This window comes from Capnocytophaga sp. oral taxon 326 str. F0382, assembly GCF_000318295.1.
Taxonomy (GTDB): Bacteria; Bacteroidota; Bacteroidia; order Flavobacteriales; family Flavobacteriaceae; genus Capnocytophaga; species Capnocytophaga periodontitidis.
In genome coordinates, this window is the sequence record NZ_KB291361.1 from 68,597 (window position 1) to 81,232 (window position 12,636).

A 12,636-nucleotide genomic window follows, 5' to 3' on the forward strand; every position below is an offset into this window, starting at 1 on the left:
TGCCTCATTCAATAAATACACAATTAACAAAAATTTAACATCAACCATTTGGTTAATACAAATGTTTAATATAATTTTGCCCCCGAAATCAAACAACAATGAGTAACACTAAAGACACATCCACTGAAGATCGCATCAAAGCTGCTGCCCGCAAAGTCTTTCACCAGAAGGGCTATGCAGGTACTCGCACCCGTGATATTGCCGAGGAAGCGGGTATCAATCACGCAATGCTCAACTATTATTTCCGCAGTAAAGAAAAGCTCTTTGAGATTGTAATGATGGAAACAATGGGGCAATTCTTTAGAGGTGTAGGTGTTATCCTCAATGAGGAAAGTACCTCTTTAGAGGAGAAAATAGAGCGCGTAGTGGCTAATTATATCGATTTGCTCTTGGAAGAACCTGACCTGCCGACCTTTATACTCAATGAGGTGCGTCCTAACCCACAATTCTTTGTAGAGCAAAGCCCTATAAGCGAGGCACTTACTAACTCAGTGTTCACCCGTCAATACGCTGAAGCTGTAGCCCGTGGTGAAATCAGCGAGCCTAACTTAATGCACGCTATTCTCAACGTCATTGGGTTGGTGATATTCCCCTTTGTTGCTAAACCTATGCTAAGCGCAATTACCAACCTACCCGAGGAACAGTATAAAGCCCTAATGCTCCAGCGTAAAACCCTTATCCCACAATGGATTAAAGCGATATTGTTCCTCCCAAATAGAGCTGAATAAAGAGGAGATATATTTTTTATTCATACCCTAACCAAATGGTTAAACATACTATATAACGTAAACAACATCTATATATGAGATTTATAGCATTACTTTTACTCTTCCCCATCATAGGTATCGCACAAGAAACGATTACCTTGGAGGATTGTTATCGCTTGGTGCGAGAGAATTATCCTACCGTTAAAAAGCTCGATTTAGTAGCCAAAACCGAAGGCTATACCCTTGCCAATGCCAACCGCGCCTACCTCCCGCAGGTCTCTATCTTAGGGCAAGCCACTTACCAGTCGGAAGTAACCGACCTCTCCAAGTCTGTGGCGGGGGTACTCCCGTTACCGCCCAATGTTTCTTTGCCTACGATCGACAAGGAGCAATACAAGGTCGTGGGCGAGGTAAGCCAACTGCTCTATGGGGGTGGTGCGATTCGCAGTCAGAAGGCAGTCGCCAAAGCCCAAAGTGCCGTACAAGCGCAAGCTGTTGAAACGCAGTTATACACCCTGAAACAGCGTGTGAGCAACCTATATTTTGGGGTGCTCCTCATCGATGCCCAGTTATCGCAAAACCGCCTCAATATCGAAACGCTTGAGTCGCAACTCCGCAAAGCGGAAGTAGCCCTAAAAAACGGCACGACCCTCCCCAGCAATGTAGATGAGCTGAAAGCCGAAATCCTCCGCGTGACAATGCAAACCACCGAGTATCAAGCCTCTCAAGCTACCTACTTGCAAATGCTGTCCACCTTTATAGGAAAAGAGCTCACCAGTACTTCTAACCTTGTACAGCCTGCGCCTCAATCGCAGTCTCAAAGCGTAAGTACCGATATTTTTCGCCCTGAGCTCAAAGGGTTTCAGCTACAGGAATCGTTGCTCAAAGCCCAAGAAAAACAGCTCAACAGTGAATATATGCCCAAGCTCAGTGCGTTTTTCCAAGGCGGTTATGGGCGTCCCACGCTCAATATACTCAACAACCAAGCGGATTTCTACTACATCACAGGGCTTCGTTTGCAGTGGAATTTAAGTCCACTATACAACCTGTCGAGTAAGAGACACATCTTGCGCCTGAATCGCGAAAGTATCGCAACCGATCGTCAAGCCTTCTTGCTCAACACAAAACTTGAACTTACCCAGCAGTCTGAGCAACTCAAAAAGCTACAAAAGCTGATAGAACAAGACGAAACATCGGTAACCCTCCGCCAGTCCGTCGCCAAAGCAGCCGAAGTACAGTTAGACAACGGTGTCATCACCACCCACGAATACCTGCAGAAAGTCAATGCTTGGCATCTGGCACAACAAACGCTATCGCTTCACAAAATGCAACTCTTACAAGCTCAAGAGAATCAAAAACTAATTACAGGACAATCCTCCCCCAACCCCTCCCAAGGAGGGGAGTTATAGTGAGGCTAACAATAAACAGAACAAGAATACCTTTTACTGAATAATAACCCAATAAAAAAAAATACCCCTATCGCCTTTCCGGCTTGCCCCCTCTCCCAAGGAGAGGGGGAACGGGGGTGAGGAACTAAAATGAAAAAGATAGCACTTATTACCACATTGATAGCTTTAATAGCTTGCAATAATAAGAACAAATTCGACGCTTCTGGCAATTTCGAAGCCGACGAAGTCATTGTTTCTGCCCAGCAAACAGGGCAACTCATCGACTACGATGTAGAGGAAGGCAAAACTCTTACCGAAGGTCAAAAGGTGGGGCAAATAAATGTCGAAGTCCTCAAGCTCCAAAAAGAGCAGGTCGAGGCTACTATTGCCTCCCTCAAAGAGAAGACCCTAAACCCTGCCGACCAGGTGGCGCTCATTCGTAGCCAACTCGAAGTACAGCGCGCACAACTCGCCCAACAGGAACGTGAGCTTACGCGTACACAGAACTTAGTACGTGGTGGGGCTGCCACACAAAAGCAATTGGACGACCTCTCCGCCCTCATCGACCAGCTTCGCAAGCAGATAGCCGTAACCGAAAACCAACTCAAAGTGAGCCTGACCAATATCAACACCCAGAACCGCAACGTACTCAGCCAAGAAGCTCCTTTGCAAAAGAATGCCGAAGCCGTTCAAGAACAAATCAATCAGGGTGATATTATCAACCCCATTGCGGGCACTGTGCTTACTAACTACGCCCTAAAAGGAGAAATGCAGACCTTTGGAAAACCTCTCTATAAAATCGCTAATACCGACGTACTAACCCTAAAAGCCTACATCACCGGTGACCAACTATCCCAAATCAAATTAGGACAGCAAGTTACCGTGCGCACCGATGCTGGAAAAGGTGAATACCGCACCTATCAAGGTGAAATTATCTGGATATCCCAAAAGAGCGAGTTCACCCCCAAAACGATTCAAACCAAATCTGAACGCGCCAACCTCGTCTATGCTATCAAAGTAAAGGTTAAAAACGACGGCTTTTTAAAGATAGGAATGTACGGTGAAGTGCTGTTCAAATAGTAAATTGAAAAATGAAAAAACGTCTTTTATACCTAAGTATCGCGTTTTTATGCACAGCCATACTCGCACTTATTATAGTAGCAATGTGCTCACTATACCCCGATTATTACCTCTCAGCCCTTGGAATAATCCTATCCAAAGCCGTTTTCATCATAACCTATATCATATTCCCGCTATTTTTCATCTATCTAATAATAGCCGAAATCAACCTTAATTTTATGTACCAACACAGCCTTAGAAAGAGGCAACACAAGCGCACAACCAGTTTCACCCTATCGCTCATCACCTTAGCACTGGTGCTCCTGAGCCTTCTCGCCCGCCTCTTCCTCTAAGATTAATAACACATAAATTGAATTAGTAACAATTATAAAAAAAATATGATACGTAATTATTTCTACCTTGTAGTGGGAGTACTTTGCTTACTCTCTGCCGTTACTCACGAGATGAACGGCTTCACAACCCTTTTCCCTGCCTTGTCAAACACCAACATCGATGCCGAAAGCAAGGTAACATTCAATTATCTTTGGCATATCATAGCCACCGAAAATGTGGTAATGGGTATTGCTTTAGTGCTTATAGCGCTGCGCAAAAACGACAATGCAGGCAAGTATATTGCTCAGTTTGTAATCGCTTTGTTAGCAGTACGTTGGGCAAGTATTGCATTTAGTACTCTAATAAGTGATGGAGGTAACCTTACCAAAATACTTCCTGAAAGTGTTATAATGTGGCTACTTATATTCCTATTGTGGTTAGGAGCAAGAAAAAAAGAGGAAAAATAAAAAGAAAATCAGTGTCCATTTGCCTTTGAAAAAAGGTTAATTACCACCACCCCAGCGATGATAAGCAGGGAACCCAATACAAAAGGCAAGTCTATTTTGTTCTTAAAAACAAGAATACTCACGATAGCTGTCAGTACAATCCCTACCCCCGACCAGATAGCGTAGGCTACCCCCAACGGAATATTCTTGAGAGCTAAGGATAAAAAATAAAAACAAACACCATAAGACAATAGTGAGCCTACCGCAAACAACCATTTGGTAAACCCTTCCGATTTACCTAAAAGAGCAGTGGCTAAGACCTCTAAAACAATCGCTAAAGTGAGGTATAGGTAATGCATATAAGTATAATATCTAAATTCGTGGCAAAAGTACAACCTTTTTTAACAATAGAAAACAAGGAACAGCCTATGTGGCTCACACCTAATTAATAAAATGACAAGCATCACTATACATAACCTCACCAAGTCCTATGGCACAGTCCACGCCGTGCAACACCTTTCCTTAGAAGTCAAAAAAGGCGAGCTTTTCGGGCTCATCGGTCCCGATGGAGCAGGCAAAACCACCGTCTTCCGTATGCTCACCACCCTCCTCCTGCCTGATGAGGGCACGGCTACCATAGAGGGCTGGGATATTGTAAAAGATTATAAGGAAATCCGAAAGCACGTCGGCTATATGCCTGGGCGCTTCTCTCTCTACCAAGATCTCACTGTCGAGGAGAACCTCACTTTCTTTGCAACCGTCTTTGGTACGACTATCGCCGAGAATTACGACCTTATTAAGGACATTTACGAGCAGATAAAGCCGTTCAGCAACCGTCGCGCAGGCAAGCTCTCAGGGGGAATGAAGCAGAAGTTAGCCCTTTGTTGCGCCCTCATTCACAAGCCCAAAGTCCTTTTGTTAGACGAGCCCACCACGGGGGTAGATGTGGTTTCACGCAAAGAGTTCTGGGAGATGCTGAAGAAACTGAAGGAGCAAGGTATCAGCATACTCGTTTCCACCCCTTATATGGACGAAGCCAGTCTGTGCGACCGCATAGCCTTAATACAATCAGGCAAGGTGCTTTCCACCAGCACCCCCGAGCAAATCATAGCCCAGTACCCCACCGCACTCTATGCTGTCAAGGATCCCAACCTGTACGCACTGCTGAAGCATTTGCGAGAGCACCCCGACATTGATAGCTGTTACCCCTTTGGCGAGTACCTACACATTACTCTCAAGGAAAACACCAACATTCCCATATTCGAGCAACAGCTGAAAACCACCTTCCCCCACCTCGAATGGAAAGCCATTACCCCCACCATCGAGAACAGTTTCATCCGCCTAATGGAAGAAACCTAACCCCTAATACGTACGGCACTTTCTCAAAATTTAAGACTTTGACAGAGCCTAATTCAAAAAAGAAATACCAATGAAAAAGAACCTTAACACCACTTCCACTCCCTATAACGGCTTGCCCCCTCTCCCAAGGAGAGGGGGAACGGGGGTGAGGACGGCCATAGAATGTAACAACCTCACAAAGCAATTCGGCGATTTCAAAGCCGTAAACAACATTTCCCTTACTGTTGAAAAAGGCGAAATCTTCGGCTTCCTCGGTGCCAATGGTGCGGGGAAAACCACCGCTATACGCATCTTCTGCGGACTCTCTTACCCCACCTCAGGCGAGGCTACCGTGGCAGGCTTTGATGTCTATCGAGAGCAAGAGCAGATTAAAAAGCACATCGGTTATATGAGTCAGAAGTTTTCGTTGTATGATAACCTCACCGTGCAGGAAAACATCACCTTTTACGGAGGCGTCTATGGCTTGAGTCGCAAGGAAATCAAAACCCGCAGTACCCAGCTTATCGCCAAGCTCGGCTTGGAGGCAGAAGCCAACAAACTCGTAGGTTCGCTACCGCTGGGCTGGAAGCAGAAACTCGCTTTCTCGGTAGCTATCTTTCACCATCCCGAAATTGTCTTCCTTGATGAGCCTACTGGTGGTGTAGACCCGATAACGCGCCGTCAGTTCTGGGATATGATATACGAAGCCTCAGCGCAGGGCATCACCGTATTCGTTACCACCCACTATATGGACGAAGCCGAATACTGCCACCGCATCAGCATAATGGTTGACGGCAAAGTGGAAGCAATGGATACGCCCACCAACCTTAAAAACCAATATCACACCCACTCTATGGACGAAGTGTTCTACCAGCTCGCCCGTAAAGCAAAACGTTCAGCAGACTAAACAATGAAACAGCTCATCGCCTTTATACGCAAGGAATTCTATCACGTATTCCGTGACCGCCGCACGCTACTGATACTCTTCGGTATCCCCATAGCGCAGATTATCCTTTTTGGTCAAGCCCTCAGCAGCGAGGTCAAGAATATTGGTATCGCTGTATTAGATGAGGCTAACAATACCTATAGCCAAGAAATCACACACCGATTGCAGGCAAGTCCGTATTTTAAGCTGAAAGAGCCTCTGTTCCGTTACGACCAAGTAGAAGACCAATTCAAGCGTGGTACTATAAAAGCCGCGCTCATCTTCTCTCCCGATTTCGGAAAAGACCTCTACACCTCCAGTGGCACCTCGCTACAACTCATCACCGATGGGAGCGACCCCAATACGGCTAAAACAGTGCAGAACTACCTTTCGGCTATGGTAGCGAGCTATCAGCAAGAGCTGAACCCTGCTGTACAACTACCCTACCAGATAACCTTAGAAAACCGAATGCTGTACAACGAGGAGCAAAATGGCTCTATGAACTTCGTTCCTGGGGTGATTGCGCTCGTCTTTATGATAGTGAGCACTGCCCTCACCTCGGTAGCGGTGGTGCGCGAAAAAGAGTTAGGCACTATGGAAATCCTTTTGGTATCGCCTTTCAAACCTATAATGATACTCATTGCCAAAGCCGTGCCTTACCTTATTCTCTCGCTCATCAACTTCACCGTGATACTCCTGCTATCGGTCTATATGCTCGATGTCCCGATACGTGGCAATCTGCTGTTGCTGTACGCCGAAAGCACTTTGTTTATCATCATCTGTTTGTCGTTGGGGCTACTCATATCCACCGTTACTGCTTCACAACAAACAGCTATGCTCATCGCTATGATGGGAATGATGCTCCCTACGGCTTTCTTTACCGGCTTTATGTTCCCCATAGAGAATATGCCCCTTATTTTTCAAGGAATATCCAAAGTCTTCCCCTCAAGTTATTACTACAGTATCGTGAAGAAAGTAATGCTCAAAGGGTTGGATTTCACTTACGTATGGAAAGAAACGCTGATATTAATAGCAATGGCGGTAATTTTCTTAAGCCTTGCAATGAAGAAGTTTAAGATTAGATTACAATAAAGAAGAAATGAAAGTGTTAAGCTTTATACTACAAAAAGAATTTAAGCAGATATTCCGAGATAAGACGATCTTGGCAATGATGTTTGTGGCACCTAGCTTCCAACTGATTATATTGCCCTTACTTGCCAATTTCGATGTGAAGAACATCAACCTTGTGTATATCAACCACGACCAAAGTACCTATTCTCACCAACTGATACAGAAGATTACTGCGTCAGGGTACTTTAAGCTCGTAAAGGCTCCTTTCTCCTATAAGGAAGGTATCGCCCTGATAGAAGACGGCAAAGCTGATGTAGTTTTAGAAGTCCCCGAAGGTTTTGAGCGCAACCTCGTACGCGAAGGAAAGCAACCTCTCGGTGTCTCTATCGATGCCATTAACGGGAGTAAGTCGTCCTTAGGGGGAGCCTATTTGCTTTCAGTGATACGCGACTTCAACACCCAGCTCGATGTAAATGTAAAAACACCTCAGCGCATAGGTAATGTAGCCAAAATCGGGGTGGAGAGTACCCATTGGTACAACCCCTATATGCAATACACGCGCTATATTGTTCCAGGCATTTTAGCTATATTACTCACCATTATCGGGGGCTTTCTTTCAGCTCTCAATGTAGTTAAAGAAAAGGAAATAGGCACTATCGAGCAGATTAATGTAACGCCTATTAAGAAGTGGCAGTTTATATTAGGCAAGCTCATACCCTTTTTGGTAGTAGGGTTAATCCTCTTCACTTTGGGGCTTGTGGTGATGTATGTAGTCTATGGTATCTTCCCCGCAGGCAGTTTGCTCACCTTGTATGCCTTTGCTATAATGTATCTCATCGCGATTCTCGGCTTCGGACTGCTCGTCTCCACTTATGCTAATTCGCAGTTGCAAGCTATGTTCATCGCCTATTTCTTTATAATGATATTCCTACTGATGAGCGGTTTCCTCACCAGCGTAGATAGTATGCCTGCGTGGAGTAGGCAGGTGAGTAATGCCATTCCGGTAACCCATTTTGTCAATGCAATGCGACTTATTGTACTCAAAGGCAGTAGTTTTGCACAACTCAGTACTGAGTTCTTGTATTTAGTAGGCTTTGCAATACTGCTAAACAGCTGGGCAATTTGGAACTATAAGAAAACGAGTTAATTACGAATAACGAATTACAAATGACGAATTACGAATTACAAATGATGAGTATACCTTTCATATTCAAATAGGTAATATTCTTCATCTGAAAAATACTGATAACACCCTTTAGTTTCGTTGCTATAACCTATATCCCAACCTACAAATTCAGTTTCACATTGCGTTATCTCGTTAAGGAAAAATGAAGACACTTCTGTTAAGCGTAATCTTATACCAAAATCGTGGAATGGAAGTATAATTACATCGCCTATTGTAGTAATAGATTGTATTTTAGAGAGCATCCATTCTTTCTTTTTAACTGAAGTTAGTTCTTCATTCAACGACAACCTATCATTATAGGGGGTATTGTTCTCATATCGTATAGCCTCTCGTACAAAATCATAAAAAGATATTAGCGTTTCGGTATTTACCAATCCTAATACTTCACAGTAAGGATTAGCTTTATAAGAAATTATTTTTGCTTTTTGAGCGAGTTCTATTCGCTTTTGCTTAATACGATTTTGTAACATCTGAATATATCAATTTTAACTAAAATACTATAGATGGGGTTATGTGATAATCATTATTTATAGTAGGTGTAATTTATCTTGTATAAGTAGAGCACTTCCCCTTCTTTATCAACTGCTTTTTCTTCAATGGGATTTCCTTTCTCATCATATTTGTAAGTTTTATCCTCATAGAAATCAATTTTTCCGTCTTTTAGATAATTAATTCAACTTGCTAGTTGAAAAGTTCAAAAAATAAAAAAGCAAAGCAAAAGATTTGTATATTTGTAATTGCAAAAAAATAAAAACAACTCCAATGCTTTGCAAAGACAAAATTACATCAATTTTTTGTATCATCGATGATATTTTAAAAGAAATTAATCATTCTGAAGATATTCGCAGAAAAGTATCTGATAGCGAGATTATTACAACAGCATTTATAGCTGCTACCAGTTTCTATGGGAACCATCGTTCAGCTATCAAATTTGTTAAACAATACAATTTGTTCCCTAATATGTTAGAAGAAAGTAGGTTTAATAGACGTTTGCATAATCTGGGAAATATACTTTATGAATTATTTCATTTAGTAGCCTCTTTTTATAAAGAGATTACTTGTGAAATGAACTATATCATAGATTCGTTTCCTGTCCCTATTTGTCAAAACATTCGTATTAATGATGTAAAATTGTAAAAGGCAAACAATATAGAGGCTATACAGCAAGTATGCGGTCTTATTTTTATGGGATTAAAGTTCAGTTAGTTACAACAGGAGAAGGCATACCTATTGCATTTCATTTTACCGTAGGAAAAACGGCAGATGTGAAAGCCTTAGATAAGATCACAGAGATTTTTCCACCAGAGGCAAGACTTTATGGGGATAGTGCTTATACAGATTATCAAATGGAAGATTATCTACTTGAAAATAAATGTGTTGAGTTAAAAACACAACGAAAAAAGAATAGCAAAAGACCTGACTCAGAAAAATAAAGTAGACAGAAGTTAGAGATGAGAAAGCGTGTAGAAGTAGCTATAAGCGATATTAAAAAGATGTTTCCTAGAACAATACATTCTGTTACTTTAAAAGGTTTTTTAATAAAAGTTACAATGTATATTTTTGGATTACAGTTATTTAAAATAATCAATAACTAGCAAGTTGAATTAATTAATTTCTTGTGTTTTCAAACCTTTTTCATTATAAGAATAAGTTTCCCAACGGTCTACTGCAGTCCCTTTGTAAAATTCTTTCTTTATTAGATTGTATTTACTATCATAAGTATATACGTATTTCTCTTCAGCTTCATTATTATCACCAATACTCGCTTTTTCTAACAAATAACCATTGATATCTATCTTTTTAATATAATGTTCCCTTAATATCCCTTTCTCATTATATTTCTTTTGAATCTCTTGTTTCACACCTTTCAAATTTCCCTTTTTGCCTTCTGTCCAATAGTTATAAGTTTCATCATACTTTGAAGATTTCATTTCTTGCTGAGAATAATACGTAAACGAATACTCATTTTTCAATTTATTCTTGTAGAAAACCTGCTGAAGTGTCAAGTTTTTCTTATCATCATATTGGTAGGTGATATAAGATTCTTTCTTACCATTAATAAAAATATCTTTTCTCAAACACAACTTATTTTTATCATAGGTATAGACTAGTTCCTCCTTATCTTTCACCTTTTTATATTTATTGATGTTTAGAACTGTCTCTTTTAGAATATTGTTATCCTTATCATATTCTTTTTTACTATTTCGAGATATATTATTGTTTTCTAATTCTCGATGTTCATTTATGACATTTCCATTTTTGTCATAAGTATATTGTAAATAAAGCATCATCTCGTAGTTTTTGCTAAAGACCTGAGATTCTATAATATTTCCAGCCCTATCAAAAGAACAAGATATTGCAGGTTCTATAGTGATAATAGAAGAACATTCTTCAAAATCTACTACCCCTCACTCGTCTAATTCTCCTTTTTCATCAGGAAGGAAATACTGATATTCTACAGATTTGATAATTCCTTTTAGGGAATTATCTATTAATTTGTTTTTATTTACTTGGGAATACCCAAAAAATATAAAGAGATTTGCACATAAAAGCGTCAACAATTTTCTTGTTTCCATATTTTTATACATATAATATAGTTTCTATAATCTATAGGTTGTTTCCAGACTTATACGAATATATAACCAAAACCCTATTACAGTTATTACAAGTAACATAATTGTAATCCAAAGCCCTTTCTTTGCCCATTTGTAGAAAAAACTATAAAAGGCAAAGAACAATAAAGCTATAAGAAAAGGAATTATAATACAATTTTTGTAGAAGTATATCATATGGATATGCAAATTACTAAAATCAATATATTTCCAATCGGAAGGATGTTTTATAATGGAGTAACAGAAATTGATAAGCAAGAGAATCAAACTTATAACAATTCCTACTGAGATACTTGGCTTCTTTTTCATAAACTCTAATTATTCTTTTTTTATTTTTATCAAAAGTTATTTATTTTCTAACTTCTTTTTTTGATAAGTTTGGTAAGAAATAAGCAATAAGTCCCATTAGGGGTAGGAATGAGCAGAGTTTATAAACAAAATCGATGTCGGTTATGTCTATCAATTTGCCTAATACAGCTGAAGCTAAGCCGCCCATACCAAAGGCAAAACCGTAGAAAAATCCTGAAATCATTCCTATTTTCTGGGGTAATAATTCTTGTGAATAGACTAAGATAGAAGCAAAAGCCGATGAGATGATGAAGCCTATCAGTACGATGAGTATTGCCGTAGTGGTAGCATCGGCATAAGGCAACCAAAGCGCAAATGGGGCTGCTCCTAAGATTGAAAACCAAATGATAAATTTTCTTCCTACTTTGTCACCCAAAAATCCTCCAATAAGTGAACCTGCTGCTACTGCTCCCAAAAAATAAAATAGGTATACTTGTGCCTCGGCATTGCTAAATCCGAACTTTTTAATGGTGTAAAACTGAAAGTAATTGTTGATAGCTGCTGTATAGAAGTTTTTGGAGAATACTAGCAACATCAATATAATCATAGAGTTGCGTATTTTCGCACGGGTGAGATTGGGCAAAACTACTGGTTTTTTTACCTTCTTTTTGAGTAGTTTAAGCAAGATGCTGCGCCATTTGCCTATGAGAAGCAAAATGAACATTGCAAAAATAGAGAAGCTCGCAAACCATATCAAATTACCTTGATGACTCTCTTCTACAACTCTCCCGTCGATTACTTTTTTGCTCAATAACAACAATATCACCAACAGAGGGGCTAAGGCTGTGCCAAAATTCCCTCCTAATTGAAAGATAGCTTGAGCAAATGAGCGCCTGCCACCTGAGGCTAAAAAGGCTACTCGGGATGCTTCGGGGTGAAATACCGATGAACCTACCCCTATAAACACTACCGAGCACAGTATAGCTGCATAACTACTCGCTAATGATAAACTTATAATTCCTATAGTGGTAAACGCCATTCCTAATACTTGTGAGTAAGGTTTGGGGTGTTTATCGGTGTAGTTGCCTACTAAGGGTTGTAATATAGAGGCTGAAAGTTGGTAACAGAGTGTAATTACCCCTACTTGTGTCATAGTGAGAGCATATTTGCTTTGTAGGGTGGGGTAAATAGACGGAATGACCCCTTGTATGAGGTCATTGAGTCCGTGTGCTAAAGCTATCAGTAGTAAAATGCGATATTGCGGTTTGTTTTCTTGATACATT

Annotated in this window: 16 protein-coding genes; 11 read left to right on the forward strand and 5 right to left on the reverse strand. The window is 40.6% G+C overall.

Annotated features, from left to right (window positions below; genetic code table 11):
* The first annotated feature begins 98 nt into the window (after positions 1-98).
* From HMPREF9073_RS01210 to HMPREF9073_RS01225, 5 genes are all read left to right on the forward strand, one after another.
* On the forward strand, positions 99-728 hold the full coding sequence (locus tag HMPREF9073_RS01210; RefSeq protein WP_009412150.1) for a TetR/AcrR family transcriptional regulator: 630 nt from the start codon (positions 99-101) through the stop codon (positions 726-728).
* 74 nt (positions 729-802) lie between these two features.
* Entirely contained in the window at positions 803-2,116 is a 1,314-nt protein-coding gene (locus tag HMPREF9073_RS01215) for a TolC family protein (protein ID WP_009412151.1), read from the forward strand.
* A 129-nt stretch (positions 2,117-2,245) separates the two neighbouring features.
* Positions 2,246-3,175 (forward strand): HlyD family secretion protein, encoded by a 930-nt coding sequence (locus HMPREF9073_RS01220; protein WP_009412152.1) that lies wholly within the window; start codon positions 2,246-2,248, stop codon positions 3,173-3,175.
* A gap of 11 nt (positions 3,176-3,186) precedes the next feature.
* Positions 3,187-3,507, forward strand: coding sequence for a hypothetical protein (locus tag HMPREF9073_RS15380; protein WP_157453471.1), 321 nt, complete (start codon positions 3,187-3,189; stop codon positions 3,505-3,507).
* A gap of 45 nt (positions 3,508-3,552) precedes the next feature.
* Positions 3,553-3,954, forward strand: a complete 402-nt coding sequence (locus HMPREF9073_RS01225) for a hypothetical protein (RefSeq protein WP_009412154.1) — start codon at positions 3,553-3,555, stop codon at positions 3,952-3,954.
* An 8-nt stretch (positions 3,955-3,962) separates the two neighbouring features.
* Here HMPREF9073_RS01225 and HMPREF9073_RS01230 read toward each other — a convergent pair whose 3' ends face one another.
* Positions 3,963-4,292 carry a multidrug efflux SMR transporter gene (locus HMPREF9073_RS01230; protein ID WP_009410711.1) on the reverse strand — a complete coding sequence of 110 codons (330 nt, stop codon included), beginning with the start codon at positions 4,290-4,292 and terminating at the stop codon, positions 3,963-3,965.
* Positions 4,293-4,386: 94 nt separating this feature from the next.
* Here HMPREF9073_RS01230 and HMPREF9073_RS01235 point away from each other — a divergent pair, with 94 nt between their 5' ends.
* The 4 genes from HMPREF9073_RS01235 (at position 4,387) to HMPREF9073_RS01250 (ending at position 8,414) form a co-directional block, all read left to right on the forward strand.
* Entirely contained in the window at positions 4,387-5,292 is a 906-nt protein-coding gene (locus HMPREF9073_RS01235; RefSeq protein WP_009412155.1) for an ABC transporter ATP-binding protein, read from the forward strand.
* A gap of 70 nt (positions 5,293-5,362) precedes the next feature.
* Complete coding sequence (locus HMPREF9073_RS01240; RefSeq protein WP_009412156.1) at positions 5,363-6,178, forward strand: ABC transporter ATP-binding protein; 816 nt, start codon at positions 5,363-5,365, stop codon at positions 6,176-6,178.
* A gap of 3 nt (positions 6,179-6,181) precedes the next feature.
* The gene (locus tag HMPREF9073_RS01245; RefSeq protein WP_009412157.1) at positions 6,182-7,288 is read left to right on the forward strand and encodes an ABC transporter permease; all 1,107 of its coding nucleotides are present in this window, start codon (positions 6,182-6,184) and stop codon (positions 7,286-7,288) included.
* A 7-nt stretch (positions 7,289-7,295) separates the two neighbouring features.
* On the forward strand, positions 7,296-8,414 hold the full coding sequence (locus HMPREF9073_RS01250) for an ABC transporter permease (RefSeq protein WP_009412158.1): 1,119 nt from the start codon (positions 7,296-7,298) through the stop codon (positions 8,412-8,414).
* 35 nt (positions 8,415-8,449) lie between these two features.
* Here the strand turns inward: HMPREF9073_RS01250 and HMPREF9073_RS01255 are convergent, their stop codons facing one another.
* Positions 8,450-8,923, reverse strand: coding sequence for a hypothetical protein (locus tag HMPREF9073_RS01255; protein WP_009412159.1), 474 nt, complete (start codon positions 8,921-8,923; stop codon positions 8,450-8,452).
* Positions 8,924-9,215: 292 nt separating this feature from the next.
* Between HMPREF9073_RS01255 and HMPREF9073_RS16130 the strand changes: the two genes are divergently transcribed.
* Together HMPREF9073_RS16130 and HMPREF9073_RS16135 are read left to right on the forward strand one after the other, a co-directional pair.
* Positions 9,216-9,590, forward strand: coding sequence for a transposase (locus HMPREF9073_RS16130; protein WP_009412160.1), 375 nt, complete (start codon positions 9,216-9,218; stop codon positions 9,588-9,590).
* Between the two features lie 32 nt (positions 9,591-9,622).
* Complete coding sequence (locus HMPREF9073_RS16135) at positions 9,623-9,886, forward strand: transposase (RefSeq protein ID WP_009412161.1); 264 nt, start codon at positions 9,623-9,625, stop codon at positions 9,884-9,886.
* Positions 9,887-10,057: 171 nt separating this feature from the next.
* On the opposite strand, the gene HMPREF9073_RS01265 is transcribed toward HMPREF9073_RS16135, so the two are convergent.
* The 3 genes from HMPREF9073_RS01265 to HMPREF9073_RS01275 form a co-directional block, all read right to left on the reverse strand.
* On the reverse strand, positions 10,058-10,741 hold the full coding sequence (locus HMPREF9073_RS01265) for a hypothetical protein (protein WP_157453472.1): 684 nt from the start codon (positions 10,739-10,741) through the stop codon (positions 10,058-10,060).
* A 120-nt stretch (positions 10,742-10,861) separates the two neighbouring features.
* On the reverse strand, positions 10,862-11,029 hold the full coding sequence (locus tag HMPREF9073_RS15625; protein WP_157453473.1) for a hypothetical protein: 168 nt from the start codon (positions 11,027-11,029) through the stop codon (positions 10,862-10,864).
* A gap of 385 nt (positions 11,030-11,414) precedes the next feature.
* Entirely contained in the window at positions 11,415-12,635 is a 1,221-nt protein-coding gene (locus HMPREF9073_RS01275) for an MFS transporter (RefSeq protein ID WP_009412166.1), read from the reverse strand.
* Between the last annotated feature and the right edge of the window lies 1 nt (position 12,636).

Coding starts and splice junctions, on each gene's coding strand:
- HMPREF9073_RS01210 (WP_009412150.1), top strand. CDS start 99: ATGAGTAACACTAAAGACACATCCACTGAAGATCGCATCAAAGCTGCT.
- HMPREF9073_RS01215 (WP_009412151.1), top strand. CDS start 803: ATGAGATTTATAGCATTACTTTTACTCTTCCCCATCATAGGTATCGCA.
- HMPREF9073_RS01220 (WP_009412152.1), top strand. CDS start 2,246: ATGAAAAAGATAGCACTTATTACCACATTGATAGCTTTAATAGCTTGC.
- HMPREF9073_RS15380 (WP_157453471.1), top strand. CDS start 3,187: ATGAAAAAACGTCTTTTATACCTAAGTATCGCGTTTTTATGCACAGCC.
- HMPREF9073_RS01225 (WP_009412154.1), top strand. CDS start 3,553: ATGATACGTAATTATTTCTACCTTGTAGTGGGAGTACTTTGCTTACTC.
- HMPREF9073_RS01230 (WP_009410711.1), bottom strand. CDS start 4,292: ATGCATTACCTATACCTCACTTTAGCGATTGTTTTAGAGGTCTTAGCC.
- HMPREF9073_RS01235 (WP_009412155.1), top strand. CDS start 4,387: ATGACAAGCATCACTATACATAACCTCACCAAGTCCTATGGCACAGTC.
- HMPREF9073_RS01240 (WP_009412156.1), top strand. CDS start 5,363: ATGAAAAAGAACCTTAACACCACTTCCACTCCCTATAACGGCTTGCCC.
- HMPREF9073_RS01245 (WP_009412157.1), top strand. CDS start 6,182: ATGAAACAGCTCATCGCCTTTATACGCAAGGAATTCTATCACGTATTC.
- HMPREF9073_RS01250 (WP_009412158.1), top strand. CDS start 7,296: ATGAAAGTGTTAAGCTTTATACTACAAAAAGAATTTAAGCAGATATTC.
- HMPREF9073_RS01255 (WP_009412159.1), bottom strand. CDS start 8,923: ATGTTACAAAATCGTATTAAGCAAAAGCGAATAGAACTCGCTCAAAAA.
- HMPREF9073_RS16130 (WP_009412160.1), top strand. CDS start 9,216: ATGCTTTGCAAAGACAAAATTACATCAATTTTTTGTATCATCGATGAT.
- HMPREF9073_RS16135 (WP_009412161.1), top strand. CDS start 9,623: ATGCGGTCTTATTTTTATGGGATTAAAGTTCAGTTAGTTACAACAGGA.
- HMPREF9073_RS01265 (WP_157453472.1), bottom strand. CDS start 10,741: ATGCTTTATTTACAATATACTTATGACAAAAATGGAAATGTCATAAAT.
- HMPREF9073_RS15625 (WP_157453473.1), bottom strand. CDS start 11,029: ATGGAAACAAGAAAATTGTTGACGCTTTTATGTGCAAATCTCTTTATA.
- HMPREF9073_RS01275 (WP_009412166.1), bottom strand. CDS start 12,635: ATGTATCAAGAAAACAAACCGCAATATCGCATTTTACTACTGATAGCT.